We start from the raw sequence: 23,635 nt of genomic DNA on the forward strand, positions 1-23,635 counted from the left end.
TGACTTCACTCATCCGATAATTTTCACAGGTCAAACCACCGGGACACCCACATGAGATCGTCATTCAAGCTCGAACTCGAAGAAGCGCGTGTTATGGTCGCCGCCGCTATCCGCAAATCGCAAGAGATCGGCGTACTGGAAACCGTCTGCGTCGCCGACGAGGGCGGCTATCCGCTGGCGCTGGAGCGCATGGACCGTGCCCGTGTGACCGGACCGCAGATCGCCTGGAACAAGGCCTTCACCGCAGCCGGGCACAAGCGCTCGACCCATCTGTTCAACCAGTCGCCTAATGGCCCGGCGCTGCCGGGCAACGAAGCATTCGGCATTCAGTGGAGCTTCGAGGGCCGCTTCGCGGTGTTCGTCGGCGGCTTTCCGATCGTGGTCGACGACGAGGTCGTCGGCGGCATTGGCCTCAGCGGCGGCAACGGCGAGCAGGATACCGCCTGCGGCGTCGCGGCCCTGCAGGCGCTGCAGGAGCTGCTGACGCCGAAGAAGCATCGCGTGCTGGTCAAGGCCGACATCAAGTTGTGACGGAGGAAGTCGTGACTTTCCGAATACAAATCGCGCACACGGACCAATCCTTCGACGTGGAGTCCGGCGAGACAATTCTGGCGGCTGCGTTGCGCGCGAACGTCAATCTGGAACACGATTGTCAACTTGGCGGCTGCGGTACGTGCCGCATCAAGCTGATCGAGGGCTCAGTCGCGTATGATGAGTTTCCGCTGGCGTTGACGCCGGAAGAAGAAGATCAAGGTTACGCACTGGCCTGTCAGGCCAAGCCCGAATGCAACCTCGTCATTAGCTCGGCCTTCGCCCAAGCAGAGATGCCGACCGCCGCGCACCATCTTGCAACAGTTCACGCCATTCGGCCCGTCAGTCCACTGGTTACCCGTCTTGTGCTGGAAGTTCCTGCTGTAACAGAGTTGGACTACCGGCCAGGGCAGCACATGAACGTCATCCTTCCCGATAATAGCACACGAAGTTTTTCAATGGCGTCCGCCCCACAAGACAATCGGATCGATTTCCACGTGAGGCATATCGAAGGCGGTAGATTCACCCAAGATATACTTGGAAACCTAAAGGTCGGCGAGGCGCTGCATGTAGAGTTGCCGCTGGGAGGTTTTTATTTCCGCGCCGATGATGACCGGCCTTTACTGATGGTTGCGACCGGCACCGGGTTGGCGCCCATCAAAGCGATCCTTGAGTCTCTAATGTGCGATCCGAGCTGTCCGCCGGTCTGCCTATATTGGGGTGCACGGACCGCTGCCGATCTCTATCTGCATGATGAGATCTTGACATGGTCCGACCGGCTCTACGAATTCAAATTCATGCCGGTACTATCCCGTGCTGCGCCCACGTGGCGGGGACGTCGCGGCTACGTGCAAGATGCGGTGGCTGCAGATTTCGAGGACCTCTCTGAACACGCGATCTATCTGTGCGGATCACCCGAGATGATCTTCAGCGCCAAGCAAGCCTTTGCAGCTCGCGGCGCTTCGATCGAGCACATATATACCGAGGGTTTCACTCTGCAGCATTCTCTGCCGGTTCCTTCCTGACAGAATCCATGCGCAAAAATATCACCGATCCGTTCACCACGAGGCCGGAAATCGAAGGCACTTTCAGCGTCGTCACCTCGACCCACTGGATCGCCACCGCGGTCGGAATGGGCATTCTGGAGAAAGGCGGCAACGCTTTCGACGCCGGTGTCGCCACCGCGTTTACGCTGCAGGTTGTCGAGCCGCATCTGAACGGCCCGGGCGGCGACGTGCCGATCATCGTGCACGATGTCAAACGCGCCCGCACCGAGGTGATCTGCGGCCAGGGCCCGGCGCCGTCGGGCGCAACCATTGCGCACTACCGCAGCGAAGGCCTCGACATGGTGCCCGGCACGGGGCTGTTGGCCGCCTGCGTCCCCGGCACGTTCGAATCCTGGATGCTGCTGCTGCGCGATTACGGCACGATGCGGCTGCGCGATGTGCTGGAACCGGCCATCGCCTATGCCCGTGACGGCTATCCGCTGGTGGAGCGCGCCGCGGCGACGATCCAAACCGTCGAGCAATTGTTCAGGAACCACTGGACCACGTCGGCGGCGGTCTATTTGCCGAACAATGAAGTGCCAAAGCCCGGCACCCTCTTCACCAACCCAAGGCTTTCCGAGACTTATGCCCGCATCTTAAAGGAAGCCGAAAGCGCGGGCGCCGACCGTGTCGCGCAGATTGAACGGGCGCGAAAGGCCTGGTCCCATGGTTTCGTCGCCGAGGCGATCGGTCAATTCTGCCGGACCCAGGAGATCATGGATGTCAGCGGCGCGCCGCATCGCGGCGTGCTGACTGCCGACGACATGGCGCGCTGGCAGCCCACCATCGAAGCCCCGCTGACCTACGATTATGGCCGCTATACCGTCTGCAAACCCGGGGTCTGGAGCCAGGGACCGGTGATGCTGCAGCAGCTCGCGCTGCTCAAGGGATTCACGCTGGACGGGCTCGACCCGGCAGGACCCGAGTTCATTCACCTGCAAATCGAATGCGCCAAACTGGCCTACGCCGACCGCGAGAAGTTTTACGGCGATCCGAAGTTCAGCGAAATCCCGATCGCGACGCTGTTGTCCGATGCCTATAATGACGAGCGACGCAAGTTGATCTCGGATCAGGCCTCGCTCGATTTCATCCCCGGCTCGGTCGAGGGCTTCGGTGCGGTGGTGAAATTGCGCCGCCAGGAAGGTCACCGCGAAGCCGTCGGCGCCATGGGCGCTGGCGAGCCGACCGTCGGCCGCTTCGGCGAGGTGCGCGGCGACACTGTGCATTTCGACATTATCGATTCCGCCGGCAACATGATCTCGGCAACGCCCTCCGGCGGCTGGCTGCAATCATCGCCGGTCATCCCCGAACTCGGCTTCTGTCTCGGCAGCCGCGCACAGATGTTCTGGCTCGAGGAAAATCATCCTGCCGCACTGGCGCCGGGCAAGCGCCCGCGCACCACGCTCAGCCCGACCATGGCGCTGCGCGACGGTGAGCCTTATCTGGCCTGGGGTTCGCCCGGCGGCGATCAGCAGGATCAATGGATCACGCAATTCTTCCTGCGGCATGTCCATGCCAAGCTGAACCTGCAGGAAGCGATCGACGCGCCCGCCTGGCATTCGGAGCATTTCCCGATCTCGTTCTGGCCACGCACCGCGCGGCCCGGCGTGCTGGTGGTGGAAGATCGCGTGTCGAAGGCGACCGTCGATACGCTGAAAGACCGCGGCCATATCGTCGAGACCGGCCCAAGCTGGTCGGAGGGCCGCCTTACGGCGGCCTCGAAAATCGGCAAACGCCGGCGTGCCGCCGCGAACCCGCGCGGCATGCAGGGCTACGCGGCCGGACGGTAGCGAAGAAAGAATTGACCCTTGGCGAGGTAGGCCGGCCGCTCTAACCGTAGACGGCGCTGTTGCTTTCCCTGTCGGTCAGCCTTGTCCACATGCGGTCGATCACTGCGCCGAGCGAAGAGTTTCGCCGCCCCGCCGCACACGTGGCGGTCGTTCGAGCCGGTGTTCTCCCAGGAATTGTTGTTCAGTTAGGCAGATAGGGGCGCGGCGAACAACATCGGTCCGAACGGATCGATGTCGCCGTCATTCGCGTCTTCGTTCGATCAGGTTACCATCGAGGGATCGCCGCTGCGTTGCGGGTACCGAATCTCGCGCAACTGCGATGGCGACGCCAGAGTCTACCCCACCAAACCACGCAGCCCCCGTGATCACGCAAGCCGGCCCGCGGGTGCCGGCTGGCGCCCGTCGTCATGGACGGTTACGCCCTCACCAGCTGTCTCGTCCAGTTCGATGCCGGTGGTTTCCGGCAGCAGTGCGGCGGAGAGTATCACCATGGCATAACCAACGCCGGCCACCATAGCAATCGCCAGCGGCAGAGAGGTGCCATTGCTGCTCAGCCATCCCACCGACAGCGGGAAGAGCGAACCGATGACACGGCCCACGTTGTAGGACACGCCATAGCCGGTCGCGCGAACGTCGTTCGGATACGACTCCGAGATAGTCGCGCCGATGCCGGAGAACACGCCTTGCATCATTACTCCGAGCGGAAAGCCAAGGAACAGCATCGACGTATTGGAGACGGGGATCACCATATACGCCAGCGCCATCGCGAAGGCGCCTGCCGCGAAGACAATATAGGTCAGGCGGCGGCCCCATCGGTCCGTGGCGTAGGCGCCGGCCACGTAGCCGACAAACGAGCCGAGGATGGTCACGGTTAGATACGAACTGGTGCCGAAGACGGACAAGCCGCGCTCGGTCTTCAGGAAGGTCGGCAGCCACGTGGCGATCGCGTAATACGCTCCCAGCATGCCGCCGGATAACAGGCTGCACAGCACCGTCTTCCTCATCAGCGGTTTGCGGAACACGCGCATGAAGCTCTGCGCCGGCGACACTCCGTTCTGCCGCGCGCGGCTCCTGAGAAAAAGCTCGGGTTCTTCCAGATTGCGACGCAAATACACCACTACCAACGCTGGCAGGATGCCGAGGAAGAAGCAAACCCGCCAAGCAATGTCCGGCGCGAACAAGTTGAAAGTGATCGCATAGGCGATCGCTGCGGCGCCCCAGCCAAACGAAAAGCTGCTTGCGGTAAAACCGGAATATTTGCCTCGGTGCGCCGGGTTGCGGATCATCTCCGTCACCAGCACCATGCACAGCGACGATTCACCGCCGAAGCCAAGCCCCTGGATGGTGCGGAAGATCATAAGCTGCTCGGGCGAATTGGCCATGCCGCACAGGAAACAAGCTACCGCAAACACGACGATCGTCCAGCGCAGCACGCGCACGCGACCGTAGCGGTCCGCCAGCAGCCCCGCACCGATCGCGCCCACGAGGGACGATACCAGCGTCCACGTGACGATGGCGCCCGCTGCCGATTTGCTCATGCTCCACTGCGTAAGCAGCGTGGGAATCAGGAACGAATAGATCATGAAGTCGAAGACGTCGACCGCGTGTCCGAGGAACGCGCCATAGAAGCCCTTGCGTTCCATGCGTGACAGCTCTTTAAACCAATCCAGCATTATCGCTCCCTCCTTGCGGTTGTACGTGGCCTTCACTGGCCGTGAACATCTTGCGCCGGCATAACTGCTGGCGGCGGCTGGAATGCGTGACCGCTACTCTCCAGCAGCTGGGCAAAACGCAGCGACGTCAGATCGCCAAAGCGCGGAGCGACGATCTGCACGCCGACCGGTAGTCCGCTGTGCCCGGGGCCGATGGGCGCTATGGTCGACGGCAGACCGCACAGGCCAGAATACCCGGCCCAGAATAGCTGGGTCGTCATCGGCTGCGGGTTGCCGTTGACGGACAGCACGCGCTGCCACGGCTCACCCGATTCGTTGAGCGGGAACGCGGTAGTGGCGGCAGCCGGGCACAGCAGCACATCGTAGTCGCAAAAGAATCGCTGCCATGCCTCCGCGAAGCGCCTGCGCGCCGCCTGCAGGAGCAGCCAGCGCCGGTGGTGCATGCCGGCGCCGACGAATTGCAGGGCCGCATAGCTGTGGTCGGTGGAATTAGGTTCCGCTCGGTCGAGCAGAGCGGCAAACGCCGTGTCGTCCGTGTAGATGGATGTGGTTGCTCGGAGCAGCAGGATATAGGTGTGCCACAGCTCGATCGCATCGATGTCGGGGCGCGCCTGCCAGCTAACCTTGGCATTCTGGCTCTCCAGCCACCGTCCGAGCGCTTCGATGGTCTCGCTCACTTCCGCGTCGACTTCGGCAAAGGGGTGGCTGGGAAGAACGGCAACGCGGAACGTGCTCAATGCCGTATGCGCGCAGCGCGGCAAAGTCAGGTTGTAGGCCAGCGCCTCGTCCGCCTCGGGCCCGGCAATTGCCTGCAGCACGCATTCGAGGTCGTGCGCGCTGCGGGCCACCGGTCCGGCAACGTTGATGTCTTGGGCGACAAACCCAGGGGCCGCAGTTCCGTGGCCCGTCAACGGTACGATGCCGAGACTGCTCTTGTGCGAGAACACACCGCAATAATGTGCCGGATTGCGCAGCGACGAACCGATGTCCGAGCCGATGTCGAAAAAGCTCATACCAGCACACACGGCCGCTGCGCTACCTCCCGACGATCCGCCTGGCGTCCGGCTCGGGTCGCGCGGATTGCGGGTCGTGCCATAGAGGGCGTTGTAGGTCTGCCAGTCGCGCAGGCCGAGGGGCACGTTGGTTTTGCCGAGCAGCACAGCGCCTTGCGCCCGCAGGCGCTCGACCACAAGCGCATCCTGGCTCGCGCGATGAGTGGCGTGGGCGGGACTGCCGCAGGTAGTGGGCCATCCCTGCACGTCGAAGGATTCCTTGATGCTGAAAGGAATGCCATCCAGCGCGCCGAGCGCGGCGTTGGCGCGCCGACGCTGGTCACTTTCGGCGGCGGCCCGGTGAGCGCCCTCGAAATTAGCCACCACCATCGCGTTAACGGTCGCGTTCGCTGCGAGGTAGGCGCGTTCGCAAGCGTCCACCAGCTCGGCCGCGCTGGTTTGTCCGGACTGCAGCCACTGCACGGCGCGCCAGAGTGGCGCGAAGCAAAGGCTGCCCCGGCTGTCGTCAGGACAGGGCAGGTCTAAAGCATTCAAGCAGTTTCCTCCTGTAGCTGATGAGGACACGCCGCTGGATTGTATACTACATACAATAATATCACGCGCAATACGCGATATTTGCTAGAAATAATGAAATATCATGGTTCCAAAGAAGAATACAGTAGACAATCCTAGCTGCCCAACCAACCTGCATCGTCGCTTGGGGCAGCTGCTTGCCACCGAGGTGGGGGGTGGCATGATACATGCGCGTCACCATCCTACGCGGCCGGACGATAGCGAAAACGAGTAGGAGCGAGGCTACCGATCGAAGAGGCAGATGGGCGTAGACTAGGGCGCGAACTCATTAGCACGCAACCAAATGCGGATTGATGCAAGCTCGACGAACGCTAGATAGTTGGCTGCGAGTTTGTCGTATCGGGTTGCGACACGCCGACATCCTAATGCAGCGTGGGGCTCCTATGTGGGAAGCAGCAGGGTTTTTGGGCATGAGCGAAAAGACCCTTCGGGACACCCACGGTCACCATCACCCGGCCCATTTGCGCGGTGCTGCAGACGATATGGGCTCGCGTCCAGAGTCGAAAAAGGTAGCGTTGGTTGTTTCGTTGGTTGAGGAAAAAGCCAAGCGGGCAGGAGCGCCAAAAACCCCTGCAAATATTGGTGGGCCCGGCAGGACTCGAACCTGCAACCAGACCGTTATGAGCGGCCGGCTCTAACCATTGAGCTACAGGCCCCGCCGCAAGCTGCCGCGGAAAGCGGCTCAGCAACGGTGCTGCCCCCCTTACAATGTGGCAGGCGATCCGGCAATGCCGCGACGCAGATTCTGTCATGCCCGGGCTCGACCCGGGCATCCATCAGTCTCCCAAAGATCTCTCGCCAGGGAGATGGATTGCCGGGGCAGGCCCGGCAATGACGAGGTGCTTTTCCTCAATCCACCGAAACGCCGGCGAATTCGACCACTTTGCGCCATTTCTCGGTTTCGTCCGAAAGCAGCTTCCCGAACTCTGCCGGCGTCATCGGCTTGGGAATGCCGCCGACTTCGGTCAACCGCGCCACCAGCTTGGGGTCTTTCAAGGCTTCGTTGACCGCCTTGTTGAGGATGTCGACGATCTCCGGTGGCGTGCCCTTCGGCGCGGAGATGCCGTAGAAGCCGACCGATTCGAATCCGGGCACGGTTTCGGCAATCGCCGGAACATCGGGCACACCCGGCCAACGCTGCGGCGAGGTGACGCCGAGCGCGCGCACGGTGCCGGCACGTGATTGTTCCAGCGCCGACGGCAGATTGTCGAAGATCAGCTGCACCTTGTTGGAAATGATGTCGGGAAATGCGATGGCCGAGCCGCGATAGGGCACATGCACCATCTCGACATGGGTCATCGCCTTGAACAATTCGCCGGACATGTGCACCGACGTACCGTAACCGGAAGATGCATAGGACACCTTGCCCGGATTGGCCTTGCAGTAGTCGATGAACTCCTGAACGTTTTTGACCGGCAGCGCATTCGACACCACGAGCATATTGGCCAGTTGCATGATGCTCGCGACCGGCACGGTGTCGCGGATGAAATCATAGGACAGATGTTTGTAGAGCGAGGTGCTGATGGCGTTGTTGGGGGCGTCGAACAATATCGTGTAGCCGTCCGGCGGCGAGTTGATCGCGGCCGCGGCTGCGATATTGCCGCCGGAGCCAGCACGGTTCTCCACCACGAATTGCTGGCCGAAATGTTCCGACAGCCACTGGCTCATGATCCGCGCCACGATGTCGACCGGGCCGCCGGCGGCAAAGCCGATCAGCCAGCGCACGGGGCGGTTCGGATAGTCTGACGCGGCGGATGACGGCGCGATGCCTGCCGCAAGGCTTGAAAGGCAAACCAGACCGAATAAAGCCGCGCGTAAAAATCCAACCATTTCCGCCCCCGATATTTTGTTGTCGTTATCGCTTAAACCCATGCTTTCATAAAATCGCGGGCTTGCCTACAACGTCGGCGCGACCATTCGCCATCCCGGCGGAACGATAGCTGAGGCCGACATGAAGATTGCTCATATTGTTTGCGTTGCAACGGCGTTGATCGCTACAAGCGTCGCGGCGCAGGACGGAGGCAAGACCATTTCAAAGACCACCATTAATTTCGGGACAGCGACGCCGGGCGGCGGCTTCCCACTTTACGGCAACGCTTTTGCCGCGGTCATGAATGACGCCGATCCGACCCTGTCGATCGAGCCGCGCAACACCAAGGGCAGCAACGAGAACATTCCGCTGCTGGAGGCGGGCACGATCGATATCGCTACTGTCGCGGGAGAGCCTTCCTATGAGGCATTCATGGGGATCGGCCGGCCGCGTACCCACCTGAAGATCTTGACCGCGATGTATTCCAGCCCCGGCATGTTCGTGGTGCGGGCCGACAGCCCGTACAAGACCATTCGGGATCTCGTCGGCCAGCCGATTGCGTTCGGCGCCAAGGGCTCCGGCCTTCCGATCCTGTCGCGCTACATGCTCGATGGGCTCGGATTGAAGCAGGATGAGGATTTCAAATCTGTTTATCTCGACCACGCCGGCGATGGACCGGCGATGGTGCTGGACGGTCGGGTCGCCGCGTTGTGGGGCGCCGGTGTCGGCTGGCCCGGCTTTACCGCGATCGCGACAAGCCCCGGCGGCGCCAGGTTCATCGCGCCGGATGCCGACGAGATCGCGCGCATCAGAGCCAAGCACTCGTTTCTCAAGCCGCTGACGATCGCGGCCGGCAGCTATCCGAACCAGAACGCGGCGATCAACTCGGTCGGCTCCTGGAGTTTTATTCTGGTGCGCGAGAGCCTGCCGGATGACGTCGCCTATCGCCTGGCAAAGACGCTGCATGCTTCTGAGGCCACGTTCTGCAAGAAGCTCGCGCAGGCCTGTGAAACCACAGCGGCGAACACCGTCGCTGCCGCGCCGGAAACCGATCTGATCCATCCCGGCGTGCTGCGCTATTTCCGCGAGATCGGGGTGGTGAAGTAGGGGAGGTGCCGGCGGCGAATGGTTGCCAAGCGGACGATACGTGGTCCACCATCGCGCATGACCTCAACCCAGCGTCTGCCGGCTTCGCTTACGCCACTCGACGCGGCCCTCGCCGCGTTGCTGCATGGCCTTATGCCCGTCAGGCCGATTGAATTGCCGCTCGCGGAGGCATTGGGCTGCATTGCCGCCGATAGTCCGCCGTTGAAAGCCTCTCCGCCGCATGATGTCGCAATTTCCGATGGCTGGGCGCTGCGTTCCCGCGACCTCGTTGGTGCGTCCTCCTATACGCCGCTGCCGCTGGCGATCGCGCCGGTCTGGGTCGAGGCCGGTGACGCGATCCCGGAGGGATGCGACTGCGTGGTCGATGCCGATTCCGTCGATCAGACGGGTGCGCTGATTCAGGTGCTGGCGGAAGCGATCCCAGGGCAGGGCGTTCGCCGGAGCGGCGGCGATATCGCCGAGGGAAGCTTTGTCGCGGTCGGGCAGCGCATTCACCCGCTCGATCTGTTGATCGCGTGCGGGGCAGGATTGGACAAATTGAACGTGCGCCGCCCGCGTCTGCGCGTTGTCAATATTCCTGCGGCCTCAGGCTCGACGATGACGACGGAGCTGATCTGCGAAACCGCGCGTGCAACTGGCGTGGAAGTGATCCTCGCTGAGGCCGCGTCGCGCGATGCGTCATCGATCGCCAAGGCGTTCGATATCGACGCATGCGATTTGCTCGTTACGACCGGCGGCAGCGGCGTCGGCCGCACTGATGCTGCGGTCGTCGCGCTAGCGAAGCATGGCGAAGTCGTCGCCCATGGCATCGCGCTGGCGCCGGGCCGGACCGCTGCCATCGGCCGGATCGGAAAAATCCCGGTCGTGGTGCTGCCGGGTGCGCCGGATCAGGCACTTGCGGCATGGTGGACTCTTGTTGTCCCGGCATTGGACCGATTGTCCGGACGCGCGAGGCGGCAGCCGATGTCGCTGCCGCTGGCCCGCAAGATGGCTTCAACCGTCGGTATTACCGAAATCGTTCTACTGGAAAGGCAACGAGATCTCTGGATGCCGCTGGCCGTGGGCGAACTGTCGCTTGAGATGATCGCCCGCGCCGATGCCTGGCTCGTCATCCCCGCGGGCTCCGAAGGGTTTGCTGCGGGCGCCGCAGTTGATGCCTATATGTTGCGGGAATGAGTTCCAAAATGGCCCATACGCCCCTGCCGAGCGCCCGCGACAGCATGGAACAGGATCAGTTCCTCACGATCCTGTCGCGCGAAGATGCGCTGGCGCGGTTTGAGGCGGCTTTGTTTCCGCGCGCGCTGCCGAGCGAGCGCCGGTCGCTCGCCGGTGCGCTCGGCTGCGCGCTCGCCGAAGACATCGTGGCGCCGATCGACGTGCCCCCGTTCGATCGTTCCAACGTCGACGGTTTTGCAGTGCGCTCCGCTGACCTTTCTTCAGTGAGCGAGGCGGCGCCGGTTCGCCTCAAGCTGAACGACGAAGTGATTGCCTGCGGCATCGCGCCGGAAAAGCCGGTGCTGTCGGGAACCGCCACGTCCATCGCGACCGGCGGTCCGGTGCCGCGTGGCGCCGACGCCATCGTGATGGTTGAGCACACGCAGCCGACAGGTCCTCGCGCGATCGAGGTTCGCCGCGCCGCGTCGCCCGGACAATTCGTTTCCTATGCGGGTTCCGACATCGCCCGCGGCGAGGCGCTGCTGCGCGCCGGTACCCTGATCGGCTCGCGCGAGATCGGCATGTTGGCTGCCTGCGGCATCGAGCGGGTTTCGGTGGTGCGACGTCCGCGCGTCGCCGTCATCTCCACCGGCGACGAACTGGTTCAACCGGGCCAGCCGCTGCGGCCGGCTGCGATCTACGACACCAATGGCGCGATCGTCACCGCGGCGATTACCGAGAATGGCGGCGATGCGACGTTTTTAGGCGCCATTCCCGATAACGAGCAGCAGCTTGAATCCGCGATGCGCAAGGCGCTGGCAAATAGCGACATGCTGGTGCTCTCAGGCGGCACGTCCAAGGGCGCGGGCGATGTCTCCCACCGCATCATCGCGCGGCTCGGAAAACCCGGCATCATCGCCCATGGCGTCGCGCTGAAGCCGGGCAAGCCGCTGTGTCTTGCGGTCTGCGATGGCAAGCCGGTGATCATCCTGCCGGGATTTCCGACCTCGGCGATGTTCACCTTCCACGACATGATCGTGCCGGTGCTGCGGCGGATGGCGGGCCTGCCGCCGCGTTCGGACGCGAAAGTCGCGGCGAAAATTCCGGTGCGGATCGCGTCCGAACTCGGCCGCACCGAATTCGTCATGGTGTCGCTGGTCGAAGGCGCAGATGGCCTGATCGCCTATCCCACCGGCAAGGGCTCAGGCGCGATCACGTCGTTCGCGCAAGCCGATGGTTTTCTGAAGATCGATGCGCTGGCCGACCAGATGCCGGCGGGATCTGAGACCGAGGTAACGCTGTTCACGCCGCATGTGCGGGTGCCCGATCTCGTGATCGTCGGCAGCCATTGCACCGGGCTCGATCTGGTGACGGCGCCGCTGGCGCGCGCCGGGCTTGTCGTGCGCTCGATCGCGGTCGGCAGCCTTGGCGGGCTCGCCGCGGCCAAGCGCGGCGAATGCGATTTCGCACCGATCCATCTGTTCGATGAGAAATCGGAAACTTACAACACGCCATTCCTCAGCGAGGGGCTCGAACTGGTGGTTGGCTGGCGGCGGATGCAGGGCATTGTGTTTCGCCAGGACGACAAGCGTTTCGAAGGCTTGAGCGCGCAGGACGCGGTGCGTGCGGCGCTGGCCGATCCAGCCTGCATCATGGTCAACCGCAACCAGGGCGCGGGCACCCGCATCCTGATCGATCGCCTGCTTGGCGAGGCGCGGCCCGATGGCTACTGGAACCAGCCGCGCTCGCATAACGCGGTCGCCGCCGCTGTCGCGCAGCATCGCGCCGACTGGGGCATGACGATTGCGCCGGTCGCGCACGCGACGGGCTTGGGCTTCATTCCGCTGGCGGAAGAGCATTATGATTTCGCGCTGGTGAAGGCGCGCAAGCAGCGCCCGGCGGTGCAGGCGTTTCTGGATGCGCTCGCGTCAGATGAAAGCCGCGCGGCGCTGGCGCGGGCGGGTTTCAGGCCGGCGTAATTTGGTTGTCACCTCCGCGAGTCGTCCCGGCGAACGCCGGGACCCCATAACCACCGGTCATCATCGTTGAATGAGATCTAGCGACCTGCACTTCCTTAAGTCGAAATGTCACGGCGTATGGGTCCCGGCTCAAGGCCGGGACGACACTGAAAAGTATGGGGCGGGCCTCAGCCCCCATCCAGCGCTGCCAGCCGCTCCGCTTCCGCGATGTCGTCCATGGTGTTGGCGTTGAAGAACGGATCGAGCGGTGTCGTCGGCCAGGTCACGGTTGCCAATTTATAACGCGCGGTCCAGCGGTCGATCTTCCTGACATCCTCCACCACCAGCGCGTGGCGAAGTTCGTCGCGCAATCCGACGCTCCATATTCCGATCACCGGATGCGATTGTCCATCAGACGCCGCGACCGCAAGCTGTGCGCTCTCTTTCACAAGTGCCTCATACAGGCGCGCTACAAGATCGCGCGGCAGAAATGGACAATCCGCCGCGGCGCTCAGCACCCAGGAAACCTCGGGCCGGTTGGCGGCGGTCCAATCGAGTGCGGCGAGGATACCCGCGAGCGGTCCCGGAAAATTTTCCACCGTGTCGGCAATGACGCGCAACCCAAAGCTCGCAAAGCGCGCGGGGTCACCATTGGCGTTGAGGATGAGCCCGTCGCATTGCGGTTTCAGCCGCGCGATCACGCGCTCGAGAATAGTGCGGCCGCCGATCTGGCGCATCGGCTTGTCGCCGCCGCCCATCCGCCGCGCCAGACCGCCGGCCAGCAGCACGCCTGGAATTGCCAGCGCGTCTCTTGACGTCGCCCGCGCGTCTCTTGACGTCGCCCGCGCGTCGCTTGACGTCGCTTCAGTCATCACGGTCTTCGCCCTTGCGCTTGTGTCGGGCGGATTCCTCTTCGACAAAGGCGAGGTTCTGATCGTAGATAATCCGCTGCTGACCGGAGAGCGCGATGAAACGCTTGCCCCGCGCGCGCCCGACCAGCGTCAAACCGACCTGCCGCGCCAGATCGACACCCCAGGCGGTGAAGCCCGAACGCGATATCAGAATCGGGATTCCCATCCGTACCGTCTTGATCACCATTTCGGACGTCAGCCGCCCCGTGGTGTAGAGAATCTTGTCGGCGGGATCGACGCCGTGGCGATAGATCCAGCCGGCGATCTTGTCGACGGCATTATGCCGGCCGACATCTTCAGTGTAGCAGACCGGCGTGCCCTCCTTGCAGAGCACGCAGCCATGAATCGCGCCGGCCTCGAGATAGAGCGACGGCATGGTGTTGATCGCATGCGTCATCTGGTAGAGCCAGGAGGTGCGCAGCTCGGCTTGCGGCAGCGCGACGCTCTCCACGGCTTCCAGCAGATCGCCAAACGCCGTGCCCTGCGCGCAGCCTGAGGTCTGCGTACGTTTTTTCAGCTTCTGTTCGAAGTTGGTATGATGCTCAGTGCGCACGACCACGACCTGCAGGTCGTCGTCATATTCGACCTCGGTGACGACGTCGCTGTATTTCAGCATGTTCTGATTGAGCAGATAGCCGAGCGCCAGGTATTCCGGATAGTCGCCGATCGTCATCATGGTGACGATCTCCTGCGCGTTCAGGTACAGCGTCAGCGGCCGTTCCACCGGCACCTTGATCTCGACGGTGGCGCCGGTCTGGTCGGTCCCGACGACGCGCTCGGTCAGGCGCGGATCGTCCGGATGAGGGACGATCAGGGGGACGGGCGCTTTTTCGATCTTCATCATACCGGCAGGTTAGCATGACATTGCCTGTCAGCCGATATAAAGCACCCTTAGATAAGGTATCCTGGATAACGTACCCTTGGATAAGGTCTTGGCCCCGGTTCCCGGTGCTTGTCGGAGAACGAGATGAAAGTGATTGGCCTCGCGGGATGGAGCGGTGCCGGCAAGACCACGTTGCTGACGCGGGTCATCCCCTATCTTCTGAAGCAGGGGCTGCGCGTTTCCGTCATCAAGCACGCCCATCACGAATTCGATGTCGACGTGCCCGGTAAGGATTCCTGGGTGCATCGGCAATCGGGGGCGACAGAGGTTCTGGTGTCCTCCACCCGGCGCTGGGCCCTGATGCATGAATTGCGCGGCGCCGGCGAGCCGAGGCTGCCTGAATTGCTCGCTAAAATGTCGCGGGTCGATCTCGTTGTCATCGAAGGCTTCAAGCGCGAGCCGCACCGCAAGATCGAGGTGCATCGCATCGCAAATAACAAGCCATTGCTGTTTCCAGACGATCCCGGCGTCGTCGGCATCGCGACCGACGCCGTGGTTGAAACCACGCTCCCAACCGCCCATCTCGATGATGTCGAGGCTATCGCCGCCTTGCTGCAGCGTTCCGCGACATCGGTCGAGGATGTGCTGGCGAAAAGCGCCACGGAGGTCTGAGAAGCAAGATGGCGCAATTGTCCGACGATTGCTTTGCCTTCGGCGGCCCGATGATGTCGGTCGATGAGGCCGTCGGCATCGTTGCCACGCGCGTGACGGCGGTGCAGGACGTTGAGACCGTTTCGCTCGCGCAGGCCGATGGGCGGATTCTCGCCAATGATATTTCCGCGCCGTTGCCGCTGCCGCCGTTTACCAATTCCGCGGTCGATGGTTATGCCGTGTCGAGCCGCGATCTTCCGCAAGCAGAAGAGAAGACCTTTCCGGTAATGGGACGGGTTCAGGCCGGCGCGTCGGCAAGCGAGGCGATCAAGCCGGGTCATGCCGTGCGGATTTTCACCGGCGCGCCGATGCCGCAGGGCGCCGACACCGTCTTCATGCAGGAAGACGTGCGGGTCGAAGATGATGGCAAGGTGGTTCTCCCCGCGGGATTGAGGTCCGGCGCCAATGTGCGGCTCACCGGCGAAGACATCGCTGCCGGAACCCCCGCGCTCTCGGCGGGCCGGCGTTTGCGGCCGCAGGATGTTGCGCTCGCGGCCGCATTCGGGCTGGCGAATATCGAGGTGATCAGGCGCATTCGCGTGGCGGTATTTTCGACCGGCAATGAACTGGTATCGCCGGGAGGCCGGCGCGCCGCCGCACAACTGTTCGATTCCAACCGCTTTATGCTGATCGCGATGCTGGCGCGGCTCGGCTGTGAGATCAGCGATCTCGGAATTCTCAGGGATGACCGCGCGTCGCTGGCGCGGGCTCTGAAAGCCGCAGCCGGCGCCCACGACCTCATCCTGACCACCGGGGGCGTCTCCACCGGTGAAGAAGACCACGTCAAGGCCAGTGTCGAGAGCGTCGGCAAGCTCGTGCTGTGGCGGATGGCGATCAAGCCCGGGCGCCCAGTCGCGATGGGAATTATCGCGGGCACGCCCTTCATCGGATTGCCGGGAAATCCGGTGGCGAGTTTCGTCACCTTCGTGCATGTGGTGCGACCGACCATTCTGGCGCTGTCCGGCGCCACACAACAACCGCTTATTCCGATGCCGGTTCGTTCAGGCTTTACTTACAAGAAGAAAATCGCGCGCCGCGAATATGTCCGGGTCAGTTTACGCGCGGGTGAGGATGGCGTGCTCGAAGCCGTCAAATTTCCGCGCGAGGGCGCCGGATTGCTTTCCTCGCTCGTCGACACCGATGGCTTGGTGGAACTCGACGAGGAGATCACGCGGGTCGAGCCGGGCGAGAGCGTCGGATTTCTGAGTTATGCGAGCCTGATCTGACGGTTGCCGAACCGCCCCGATGGCGTTGACGAGGTCATCCGCCTTCGCCATGTTCGGGACATGGCCACGATAAAACTCGATCTTAGCGGACTTAAATGTCCGTTGCCGGCGCTGAAAACGCGAAAGGCGCTCAAAGCGGTGCCTTCAGGCGATTTCCTGGAAGTTATTTGCACCGATCCGCTGTCGGTGATCGATATCCCGAATCTGATCCGCGAGACCGGTGACAAGGTGGAGATTGTCGAGCGTGGGGAACAGCGGATTGTTTTCCTGATCGAAAAGACAGCGGATCTTACCCATGCCGTTCGGCCCTAGCCCGCGGTTGCTAAACTTGTGATCCGCTACTTTTTGTCTATCGACTCCGGGCCCAGCTTCTGTCCCAATTCAGCTCATCCGCAGGGGCGCGGAGGTTAAGTTGCGCCTGTGGCGGTGCAAGCGGTCGGGGACGGCGCAGCTTTCAAATCAAGGCCGGCACCGGCGGCGGGCATAACGTGTCGCATCGGGTGTTAGAATTTTGGAATGCGCTTTGCGATTCCAGCGCATCTCGAAATTGTGCGGAGCAGCAACAAAGACGTTGATGCCCGCGATGGCTGGGGATGGAATCGTGGACTGCAGATACGTCCGGCAAGGGCGACTGCACAGGGGAGGAATCAATGACGACAATGAGCGGGACCATGTCCGGCGTTGGTGCCGGCATCCTCGATAAGGAACGGACGGTCGCTTCAGCTGGCTTTAATCGCTGGATGGTGCCGCCTGCGGCACTTTGCATCCATCTTTGCATCGGCATGGCCTATGGCTTCAGCGTGTTCTGGTTGCCGCTGTCGCGCGCGATCGGGCTGACCGCGCCGAAGGCCTGCCCGGACATGTCGCTGGTGCAGGAGCTGTTCACCACGACCTGCGACTGGCGAGTGGCCAGCATGGGCTGGATGTTCACGCTGTTCTTTGTCGTGCTGGGCGTGTCCGCGGCGATCTGGGGCGGTTGGCTGGAAAATGTCGGGCCGCGCAAGGCCGGTTTTGTCGCCGCACTGTGCTGGGCCGGCGGCCTGTTGATTGGCGCATTCGGCGTCTACGTTCATCAGCTCTGGATCATGTGGCTTGGCGCCGGCGTCATCGGCGGCGTCGGTCTCGGCCTCGGTTATATTTCTCCGGTCTCGACGCTGATCAAATGGTTCCCGGACCATCGCGGCATGGCGACCGGCATGGCGATCATGGGGTTCGGCGGCGGCGCCATGATCGGCGCACCGCTGGCGAACATCCTGATCAACTATTTCAAGAGTCCCACGTCGGTCGGCGTGTGGGAGACGTTCGTGGTGATGGGCGTGATCTATTTCGTGTTCATGACGATCGGCGCCTTCTCCTATCGCATCACGCCGCCGAACTGGCAGCCGGAAGGCTGGACGCCGCCGAACAAGGCGAACGTGATGATTTCCAAGGCCAACGTTCATCTCGACAACGCGCACAAGACCCCGCAGTTCTGGCTGATCTGGTGGGTACTGTGCTTGAACGTGTCCGCTGGCATTGGCGTGATCGGCATGGCGTCGCCGATGTTGCAGGAAATCTTTGCCGGCAAACTGATCGGGTTACCCGATCTCGGCTTCAACGCATTGACTGCCGCGCAAAAGGCCACCATCGCGGGGATCGCGGCCGGCTTTACCGGCCTGCTCTCGCTGTTCAATATCGGCGGCCGCTTCTTCTGGGCGTCGCTCTCGGACAGGATCGGGCGCAAGACCACCTATTATACGTTCTTCATTCTGGGCATCGCGCTTTACGCACTGGCCCCGACCTTTGCGGCCATGGGCTCCAAGCTGCTCTTCGTTCTCGGCTTCGGCATTATCCTGTCGATGTACGGTGGCGGCTTCGCAACCGTGCCGGCCTATCTTGCTGACATGTTCGGAACGCAATTCGTGGGCGCCATTCACGGACGCTTGCTGACGGCGTGGTCGACGGCGGGAATCATCGGCCCGGTGGTCGTCAACTACATCCGCGAGTTCCAGCTTGCGGCCGGTGTGCCACGCGACCAGCTCTACAACACCACCATGTACATCCTTTGCGCCATGCTGATCGCCGGCCTGATCTGCAACTATTTGGTCAAGCCGGTCGATCCGAAGTGGCACATGAGCGAGGCTGAAGTGGCAAAACTTCAGGCGGCGAGCACCGCCGGCGCCGGACCTTCGGGTTCGTTCGGCATCGGCAAAGGCGGACTGGATGTAAGGGCCGCCTTGTTCTGGGCCTTTGTCGGCATTCCGCTCGCCTGGGGTGTCTGGATCACGCTGCAGAGCGCGGCCAAGATCCTGTGATCGATTGTCACGGTGCGCGGGGCGGTGACCTCACCGTCCCGCGCCGTTCTGTCTTTTTCATCCCATCCAACGCATAAGATCAGGGGAACTTCCCATGCTTCGCACCAGTGTTTGTCTTGCCGCCGTGATGCTTGTCGCCGGCAGTCTGCATACCGCCTCGGCCCAGACGGCCGCACCTGCGCCTGCGAAAATGTCGAGAATGAAATTGACCGTCGAAAAGCTCAAGCAGATGAGGGCCAAGTGGAGTGAGAACAAGGTCAAGCTGAAGGCCTGCCGCAAGGAAGTGAAGAGGCAGGGGCTGGTCGGCGACGACCGATGGTTCTACATCGAAGATTGCATGGACAAGACCTGAGAGCTTGCACGCCGCATCAATCTAAAAGGGGGGCATGCCAGCGACGCTGCATGCCCCTTAAATGCTTATGGGAACTCCCTAATTTATCTTGGCATCTGGCATGCCAGGGCTTAGGGTACGTGGCTGATGGAGAGCGAGATCTTCCAATGAGTCACAATGTGCATCAGGTTCGCGCGTTCGAGCATCCCGGCGAAGGGCGCCGGCGAGCCACGGCGACCCCGAAGGGCCGTCAGGTCGACCCGACCGCCGCGCACGAGATCGAAGTTCTGCTCGGCGACCGGCCACGGCGCCGCGACCTGCTGATCGAGCATCTGCATCTTATTCAGGACAAGTATCGTCAGATTTCCGCCGCTCACCTCGCCGCACTCGCCGACGAGATGAAGCTTTCTTTCGCGGAGGTGTTCGAGACCGCGACCTTCTACGCGCATTTCGACGTGGTGAAGGAGGGCGCGCCCGACATTCCATCGCTGACCATTCGCGTCTGCGATTCCCTGACCTGCGCCATGCTGGGTGGCGAAAAACTGTTGCAGGAATTGCAGAACACCGCCGGCCCCGGCATTCGCGTGGTGCGTGCGCCTTGTGTCGGCCGTTGCGATACAGCGCCGGCAGCCGAGGTCGGCCATCACTTTGTCGATCATGCCAGCGTCGAGGGCGTGCTGGCTGCGGCGAAAGGCGGTGACACCCACGCGCATCTGCCTGACTATGTCGATTACGACGCCTATGTCGCCGGTGGCGGCTATACGTTGCTCAGGCGCCTGCGTTCCGGCGATCTGGCGAAGGAAGATTTGTTGAAGGCGCTCGACGACGCGTCGTTGCGCGGTCTCGGCGGGGCGGGTTTTCCCACGGGTCGAAAGTGGCGCGCCGTGCTCGGCGAGCCCGGGCCGCGGCTGATGGCTATCAATGGCGACGAGGGTGAGCCCGGCACGTTCAAGGATCGCTACTACCTCGAGACCGATCCGCATCGTTTTCTCGAGGGCATGCTGATCGGCGCGCATGTGGTGGAAGCGACCGATATCTACATCTACATTCGCGACGAATATCCGGCCGCGCGCGAAATTCTCGATCGCGAGCTTGCCAAGCTGCCACCTGATGGTCCCGTGCTGCACCTGCGGCGCGGTGCCGGCGCCTACATCTGTGGTGAGGAATCCTCGCTGCTCGAAAGCATCGAAGGCAAGCGCGGGTTGCCGCGGCACAAGCCGCCATATCCGTTCCAGGTCGGATTGTTCGGCCTGCCGACGCTAATCAACAATATCGAGACGCTGTGGTGGGTACGCGACATCGTCGAGAAGGGCGCCGACTGGTGGAAGAGCCATGGCCGCAACGACCGCCACGGCCTGCGCAGCTATTCGGTGTCTGGACGTGTCAAAAATCCCGGCATGAAGCTGGCGCCGGCCGGCGTCACGGTGCGCGAATTGATCGACGAATTCTGTGGGGGCATGGCAGACGGCCATACCTTCCACGCTTACCTGCCGGGCGGGGCGTCCGGCGGCATCCTGCCGGCATCGATGGACGATATTCCGCTGGATTTCGGCACCCTGGAAAAATACGGCTGCTTCATCGGATCGGCAGCAGTTGTCATTCTCTCCGAACAAGACAGCGTAAAGGCCGCGGCGCTGAATTTGATGCGCTTTTTTGAAGACGAAAGCTGCGGTCAGTGCACGCCCTGCCGCGTTGGCACCCAGAAAGCGGCGCTCTTGATGGAGCGGCCGGTGTGGAACCGCGAATTGCTCAACGAATTGAGCCAGGCGATGCGCGATGCTTCGATCTGCGGCCTCGGTCAGGCGGCCTCGAATCCGCTAACGTCAGTGATTAAATATTTCCCGGATGAGTTCCTTCCAAAGGAAGCTGCGGAATGACCAAGATCCAATTCGAACTCGACGGCAAGCAGGTCGAAGCCATCGACGGCGAGACCATCTGGCAGGTCGCCAAACGCCAGGGCCACGAGATTCCGCACCTTTGCTATTCCCCTGAGCCGGATTATCGGCCGGACGGCAATTGCCGCGCCTGCATGGTGGAGATTGAGGGCGAGCGCGTATTGGCGGCTTCCTGCAAGCGCACGCCCAGTGTCGGCATGAAAGTCAAATCGGAGAGTGCACGCGCCGTCGCAGCGCAGAAGATGGTGATGGAGCTTCTGGTTGCCGACCAGCCGGCACGCGAAACCTCGCATGATCCGGATTCGAAATTCTGGCACTGGGCCGAAAAAGTCGAAGTGACCAAAAGCCGCTTCCCGGCGGCTGAGCGCTGGCAGGCTGATGCCAGCCATCCCGCGATGCGGGTCAATCTCGATTCCTGCATCCAGTGCGGCCTCTGCGTGCGCGCCTGCCGTGAAGTGCAGGTCAACGACGTCATCGGCATGGCTTATCGTAGTCACGGGTCGAAAATAGTGTTCGACTTCGACGATCCGATGGGAGAATCGACCTGCGTGGCCTGCGGCGAATGCGTGCAGGCCTGTCCGACCGGCGCATTGATGCCGGCGGTCATGCTCGACGAGAACCAGACCCGAGTCACCTATCCGGACCGGAAGGTGGATTCGCTGTGCCCGTTCTGCGGCGTCGGCTGTCAGGTCACCTATCAGGTCAAGGATGAGAAGGTTATCTATGCCGAAGGCCGTGATGGCCCGGCTAACCACAACCGGCTCTGCGTCAAGGGCCGCTTCGGCTTCGACTACATCCATCATCCGCATCGTCTCACCAAACCGCTGGTGCGTTTGCCGAATGCGAAGAAGGACTCCAACGATCAGGTCGACCCGGCCAATCCGTTCACGCATTTCCGCGAAGCCTCCTGGGAGGAGGCGCTCGATGTTGCCGCCAAGGGTCTCGTCAAGATCCGCGACGGGAAGGGCGTCAAGGCGCTGGCCGGTTTCGGCTCGGCCAAGGGCTCCAACGAGGAAGCGTATCTGTTCCAGAAGCTGGTGCGTACCGGCTTCGGATCCAACAACGTCGATCACTGCACGCGGCTGTGCCATGCCTCCTCGGTCGCAGCCCTGATGGAAGGGCTGAACTCCGGCGCGGTGTCGGCGCCGTTCTCGGCGGCGATGGATGCCGAAGTCATCATCGTGATCGGCGCCAATCCGACCGTGAACCATCCGGTGGCCGCGACCTTCATCAAGAACGCAGCCAAGCGTGGCGCCAAGCTGATCGTGATCGATCCGCGCCGGCAGTCCTTGTCGCGTTACGCCTACAAGCACCTGCAATTCAAGCCCGGCAGCGACGTCGCGATGCTCAACGCGATGATCAACACCATCATCACCGAAGGCTTGACCGACGAGCAATATATCGCGGGCTACACCGAAGGCTTCGACGAACTGAAGGAACGCATCAAGGAATTCACGCCGGAGAAGATGGAGCCGATCTGCGGCATTCCCGCGGAAACCCTGCGCGAGGTGGCGCGGACGTATGCGCGCGCTCGGGCCTCGATCATCTTCTGGGGCATGGGCATCAGCCAGCATGTTCATGGCACCGACAATGCGCGCTGCCTGATCGCGCTGGCGCTGATCACCGGGCAGGTCGGCCGGCCCGGCACCGGGCTGCATCCGCTGCGCGGGCAAAACAATGTGCAGGGCGCTTCCGACGCCGGGCTGATCCCGATGTTCCTGCCGGATTATCAACCGGTCGGACGCACCGATCTGCGCGAACCGTTCGAGAAGCTCTGGCATCAGGATCTCGATCCGAATCGCGGGCTGACCGTGGTCGAGATCATGAACGCGATCCATGCCGGCGAGATCACCGGCATGTATATCGAGGGTGAAAACCCCGCGATGTCCGACCCTGACTTGCAACACGCACGCGAGGCGCTGGCCAAGCTCGATCATCTCGTCGTGCAGGATCTGTTCGTCACCGAAACGGCATTCCACGCCGACGTCATTTTGCCCGCCTCGGCTTTTGCGGAAAAGTCCGGCACCTTCACCAATACCGATCGCCGCGTGCAGCTGGCGCGCGAGGTGATCAAGCCGCCCGGCGATGCACGGCAGGATCTATGGATCATCCAGGAGATCGCCAGGCGCATGGGCCTCGACTGGCGCTATGAGGGGCCGGCCGACGTCTTCGCCGAAATGACGCAGGTGATGCCGTCGCTGAACAACATCACCTGGGAGCGGCTGGTGCGCGAGGGCGCGGTGACCTATCCGGTCGACGATCCGCATCTGCCCGGGAACGAGATCATCTTTACGACCGGCTATCCGACCGAGAGCGGCCGCGGCAGGATCGTGCCGGCGCATGTGCTGCCGCCGGACGAATTGCCCGACGACGAATATCCGATGGTGCTCTCTACCGGGCGCGTGCTCGAGCATTGGCATACCGGCTCGATGACCCGGCGTTCCCACGTGCTCGACCAGATCGAGCCTGAGGCGGTGGCTTTCATGTCGCCGAGGGATATGCGGCGGTTGCAGGTGTGGCCCGGCGATTTCATCCGGCTGGAAACGCGCCGCGGCGCCGTCGAACTCAAAGTCCGCTCCGACCGCGACGTGCCGGAAAACATGGTGTTCATGCCGTTCTGCTACGCGGAGGCGGCGGCGAACCTGTTGACCAATCCCGCGCTCGATCCATTCGGCAAGATTCCGGAGTTCAAGTTCTGCGCCGTCAGGGCTGAAAAGGCCGAGCTTCGCAGCGCCGCTGAATAGCCGCCGGTTTCGACGCCGCGCCTGTGACGAGGCTAGCAACCCGC

At 62.5% G+C, this 23,635-nt stretch carries 18 protein-coding genes, 1 tRNA gene and 1 pseudogene; 13 read left to right on the top strand and 7 right to left on the bottom strand.

Going from position 1 to position 23,635, the window contains the following annotated elements; translation table 11 throughout:
* The first annotated feature begins 51 nt into the window (after positions 1 to 51).
* The 3 genes from BLV09_RS30505 to BLV09_RS30515 are packed head-to-tail and all read left to right on the top strand — an operon-like array spanning position 52 to position 3,367.
* A complete protein-coding gene (locus BLV09_RS30505; protein ID WP_146690034.1) occupies positions 52 to 531 on the top strand; it encodes a GlcG/HbpS family heme-binding protein in 480 nt (159 codons plus the stop codon).
* A gap of 11 nt (positions 532 to 542) precedes the next feature.
* On the top strand, positions 543 to 1,556 hold the full coding sequence (locus tag BLV09_RS30510; protein ID WP_146690035.1) for a 2Fe-2S iron-sulfur cluster-binding protein: 1,014 nt from the start codon (positions 543 to 545) through the stop codon (positions 1,554 to 1,556).
* Between the two features lie 8 nt (positions 1,557 to 1,564).
* On the top strand, positions 1,565 to 3,367 hold the full coding sequence (locus tag BLV09_RS30515) for a gamma-glutamyltransferase family protein (RefSeq protein ID WP_146690036.1): 1,803 nt from the start codon (positions 1,565 to 1,567) through the stop codon (positions 3,365 to 3,367).
* 365 nt (positions 3,368 to 3,732) lie between these two features.
* Here the strand turns inward: BLV09_RS30515 and BLV09_RS30520 are convergent, their stop codons facing one another.
* The 5 genes and pseudogenes from BLV09_RS30520 to BLV09_RS30545 all read right to left on the bottom strand — a co-directional run bounded on the left by BLV09_RS30520 (position 3,733) and on the right by BLV09_RS30545 (position 8,456).
* Entirely contained in the window at positions 3,733 to 5,040 is a 1,308-nt protein-coding gene (locus tag BLV09_RS30520) for an MFS transporter (RefSeq protein ID WP_146690037.1), read from the bottom strand.
* Positions 5,041 to 5,072: 32 nt separating this feature from the next.
* Entirely contained in the window at positions 5,073 to 6,587 is a 1,515-nt protein-coding gene (locus BLV09_RS30525; RefSeq protein WP_197684997.1) for an amidase, read from the bottom strand.
* Positions 6,588 to 6,878: 291 nt separating this feature from the next.
* A pseudogene (locus BLV09_RS30530) lies at positions 6,879 to 6,983 on the bottom strand (IS5/IS1182 family transposase); the annotation flags it as partial.
* Between the two features lie 223 nt (positions 6,984 to 7,206).
* Positions 7,207 to 7,282, bottom strand: a tRNA-Ile gene (locus tag BLV09_RS30540).
* A 193-nt stretch (positions 7,283 to 7,475) separates the two neighbouring features.
* Positions 7,476 to 8,456 carry a Bug family tripartite tricarboxylate transporter substrate binding protein gene (locus BLV09_RS30545; protein WP_100387467.1) on the bottom strand — a complete coding sequence of 327 codons (981 nt, stop codon included), beginning with the start codon at positions 8,454 to 8,456 and terminating at the stop codon, positions 7,476 to 7,478.
* Positions 8,457 to 8,577: 121 nt separating this feature from the next.
* Here BLV09_RS30545 and BLV09_RS30550 point away from each other — a divergent pair, with 121 nt between their 5' ends.
* Genes BLV09_RS30550 through BLV09_RS30560 form a run of 3 tightly spaced genes read left to right on the top strand, consistent with a single transcriptional unit; the run spans position 8,578 to position 12,677 of the window.
* Positions 8,578 to 9,543 (top strand): TAXI family TRAP transporter solute-binding subunit, encoded by a 966-nt coding sequence (locus tag BLV09_RS30550; RefSeq protein WP_146690038.1) that lies wholly within the window; start codon positions 8,578 to 8,580, stop codon positions 9,541 to 9,543.
* Positions 9,544 to 9,600: 57 nt separating this feature from the next.
* The gene (locus BLV09_RS30555; protein ID WP_146690039.1) at positions 9,601 to 10,719 is read left to right on the top strand and encodes a molybdopterin-binding protein; all 1,119 of its coding nucleotides are present in this window, start codon (positions 9,601 to 9,603) and stop codon (positions 10,717 to 10,719) included.
* Between the two features lie 8 nt (positions 10,720 to 10,727).
* On the top strand, positions 10,728 to 12,677 hold the full coding sequence (locus BLV09_RS30560; RefSeq protein WP_167558930.1) for a molybdopterin biosynthesis protein: 1,950 nt from the start codon (positions 10,728 to 10,730) through the stop codon (positions 12,675 to 12,677).
* 167 nt (positions 12,678 to 12,844) lie between these two features.
* Here BLV09_RS30560 and mobA read toward each other — a convergent pair whose 3' ends face one another.
* Together mobA and fdhD are read right to left on the bottom strand one after the other, a co-directional pair.
* Positions 12,845 to 13,528, bottom strand: coding sequence for a molybdenum cofactor guanylyltransferase MobA (gene mobA / locus BLV09_RS30565; protein ID WP_146690041.1), 684 nt, complete (start codon positions 13,526 to 13,528; stop codon positions 12,845 to 12,847).
* The gene (gene fdhD, locus BLV09_RS30570) at positions 13,521 to 14,411 is read right to left on the bottom strand and encodes a formate dehydrogenase accessory sulfurtransferase FdhD (protein ID WP_100385957.1); all 891 of its coding nucleotides are present in this window, start codon (positions 14,409 to 14,411) and stop codon (positions 13,521 to 13,523) included. Before fdhD ends, mobA begins: the two co-directional genes overlap by 8 nt.
* Positions 14,412 to 14,534: 123 nt before the next feature.
* On the opposite strand from fdhD, the gene mobB reads away from it, so the two are divergent.
* The 7 genes from mobB to fdhF all read left to right on the top strand — a co-directional run bounded on the left by mobB (position 14,535) and on the right by fdhF (position 23,591).
* Positions 14,535 to 15,062: a molybdopterin-guanine dinucleotide biosynthesis protein B gene (mobB, locus tag BLV09_RS30575; protein ID WP_146690042.1), complete on the top strand. Its 528-nt coding sequence runs from the start codon at positions 14,535 to 14,537 to the stop codon at positions 15,060 to 15,062.
* An 8-nt stretch (positions 15,063 to 15,070) separates the two neighbouring features.
* Complete coding sequence (locus BLV09_RS30580) at positions 15,071 to 16,327, top strand: molybdopterin molybdotransferase MoeA (RefSeq protein WP_146690043.1); 1,257 nt, start codon at positions 15,071 to 15,073, stop codon at positions 16,325 to 16,327.
* Positions 16,328 to 16,387: 60 nt separating this feature from the next.
* Positions 16,388 to 16,639: a sulfurtransferase TusA family protein gene (locus tag BLV09_RS30585; RefSeq protein WP_146690044.1), complete on the top strand. Its 252-nt coding sequence runs from the start codon at positions 16,388 to 16,390 to the stop codon at positions 16,637 to 16,639.
* Between the two features lie 338 nt (positions 16,640 to 16,977).
* Positions 16,978 to 18,621 carry an OFA family MFS transporter gene (locus BLV09_RS30590; RefSeq protein ID WP_100385961.1) on the top strand — a complete coding sequence of 548 codons (1,644 nt, stop codon included), beginning with the start codon at positions 16,978 to 16,980 and terminating at the stop codon, positions 18,619 to 18,621.
* 94 nt (positions 18,622 to 18,715) lie between these two features.
* Entirely contained in the window at positions 18,716 to 18,973 is a 258-nt protein-coding gene (locus BLV09_RS30595) for a hypothetical protein (protein ID WP_146690045.1), read from the top strand.
* A 146-nt stretch (positions 18,974 to 19,119) separates the two neighbouring features.
* Positions 19,120 to 20,829, top strand: coding sequence for an NADH-ubiquinone oxidoreductase-F iron-sulfur binding region domain-containing protein (locus BLV09_RS30600; protein WP_146690046.1), 1,710 nt, complete (start codon positions 19,120 to 19,122; stop codon positions 20,827 to 20,829).
* Positions 20,826 to 23,591, top strand: coding sequence for a formate dehydrogenase subunit alpha (gene fdhF, locus BLV09_RS30605; protein ID WP_146690047.1), 2,766 nt, complete (start codon positions 20,826 to 20,828; stop codon positions 23,589 to 23,591). Before BLV09_RS30600 ends, fdhF begins: the two co-directional genes overlap by 4 nt.
* The last annotated feature ends 44 nt before the right edge of the window (positions 23,592 to 23,635 follow it).

This window comes from Bradyrhizobium canariense (assembly GCF_900105125.1).
Classification (GTDB): Bacteria; Pseudomonadota; Alphaproteobacteria; order Rhizobiales; family Xanthobacteraceae; genus Bradyrhizobium; species Bradyrhizobium canariense_A.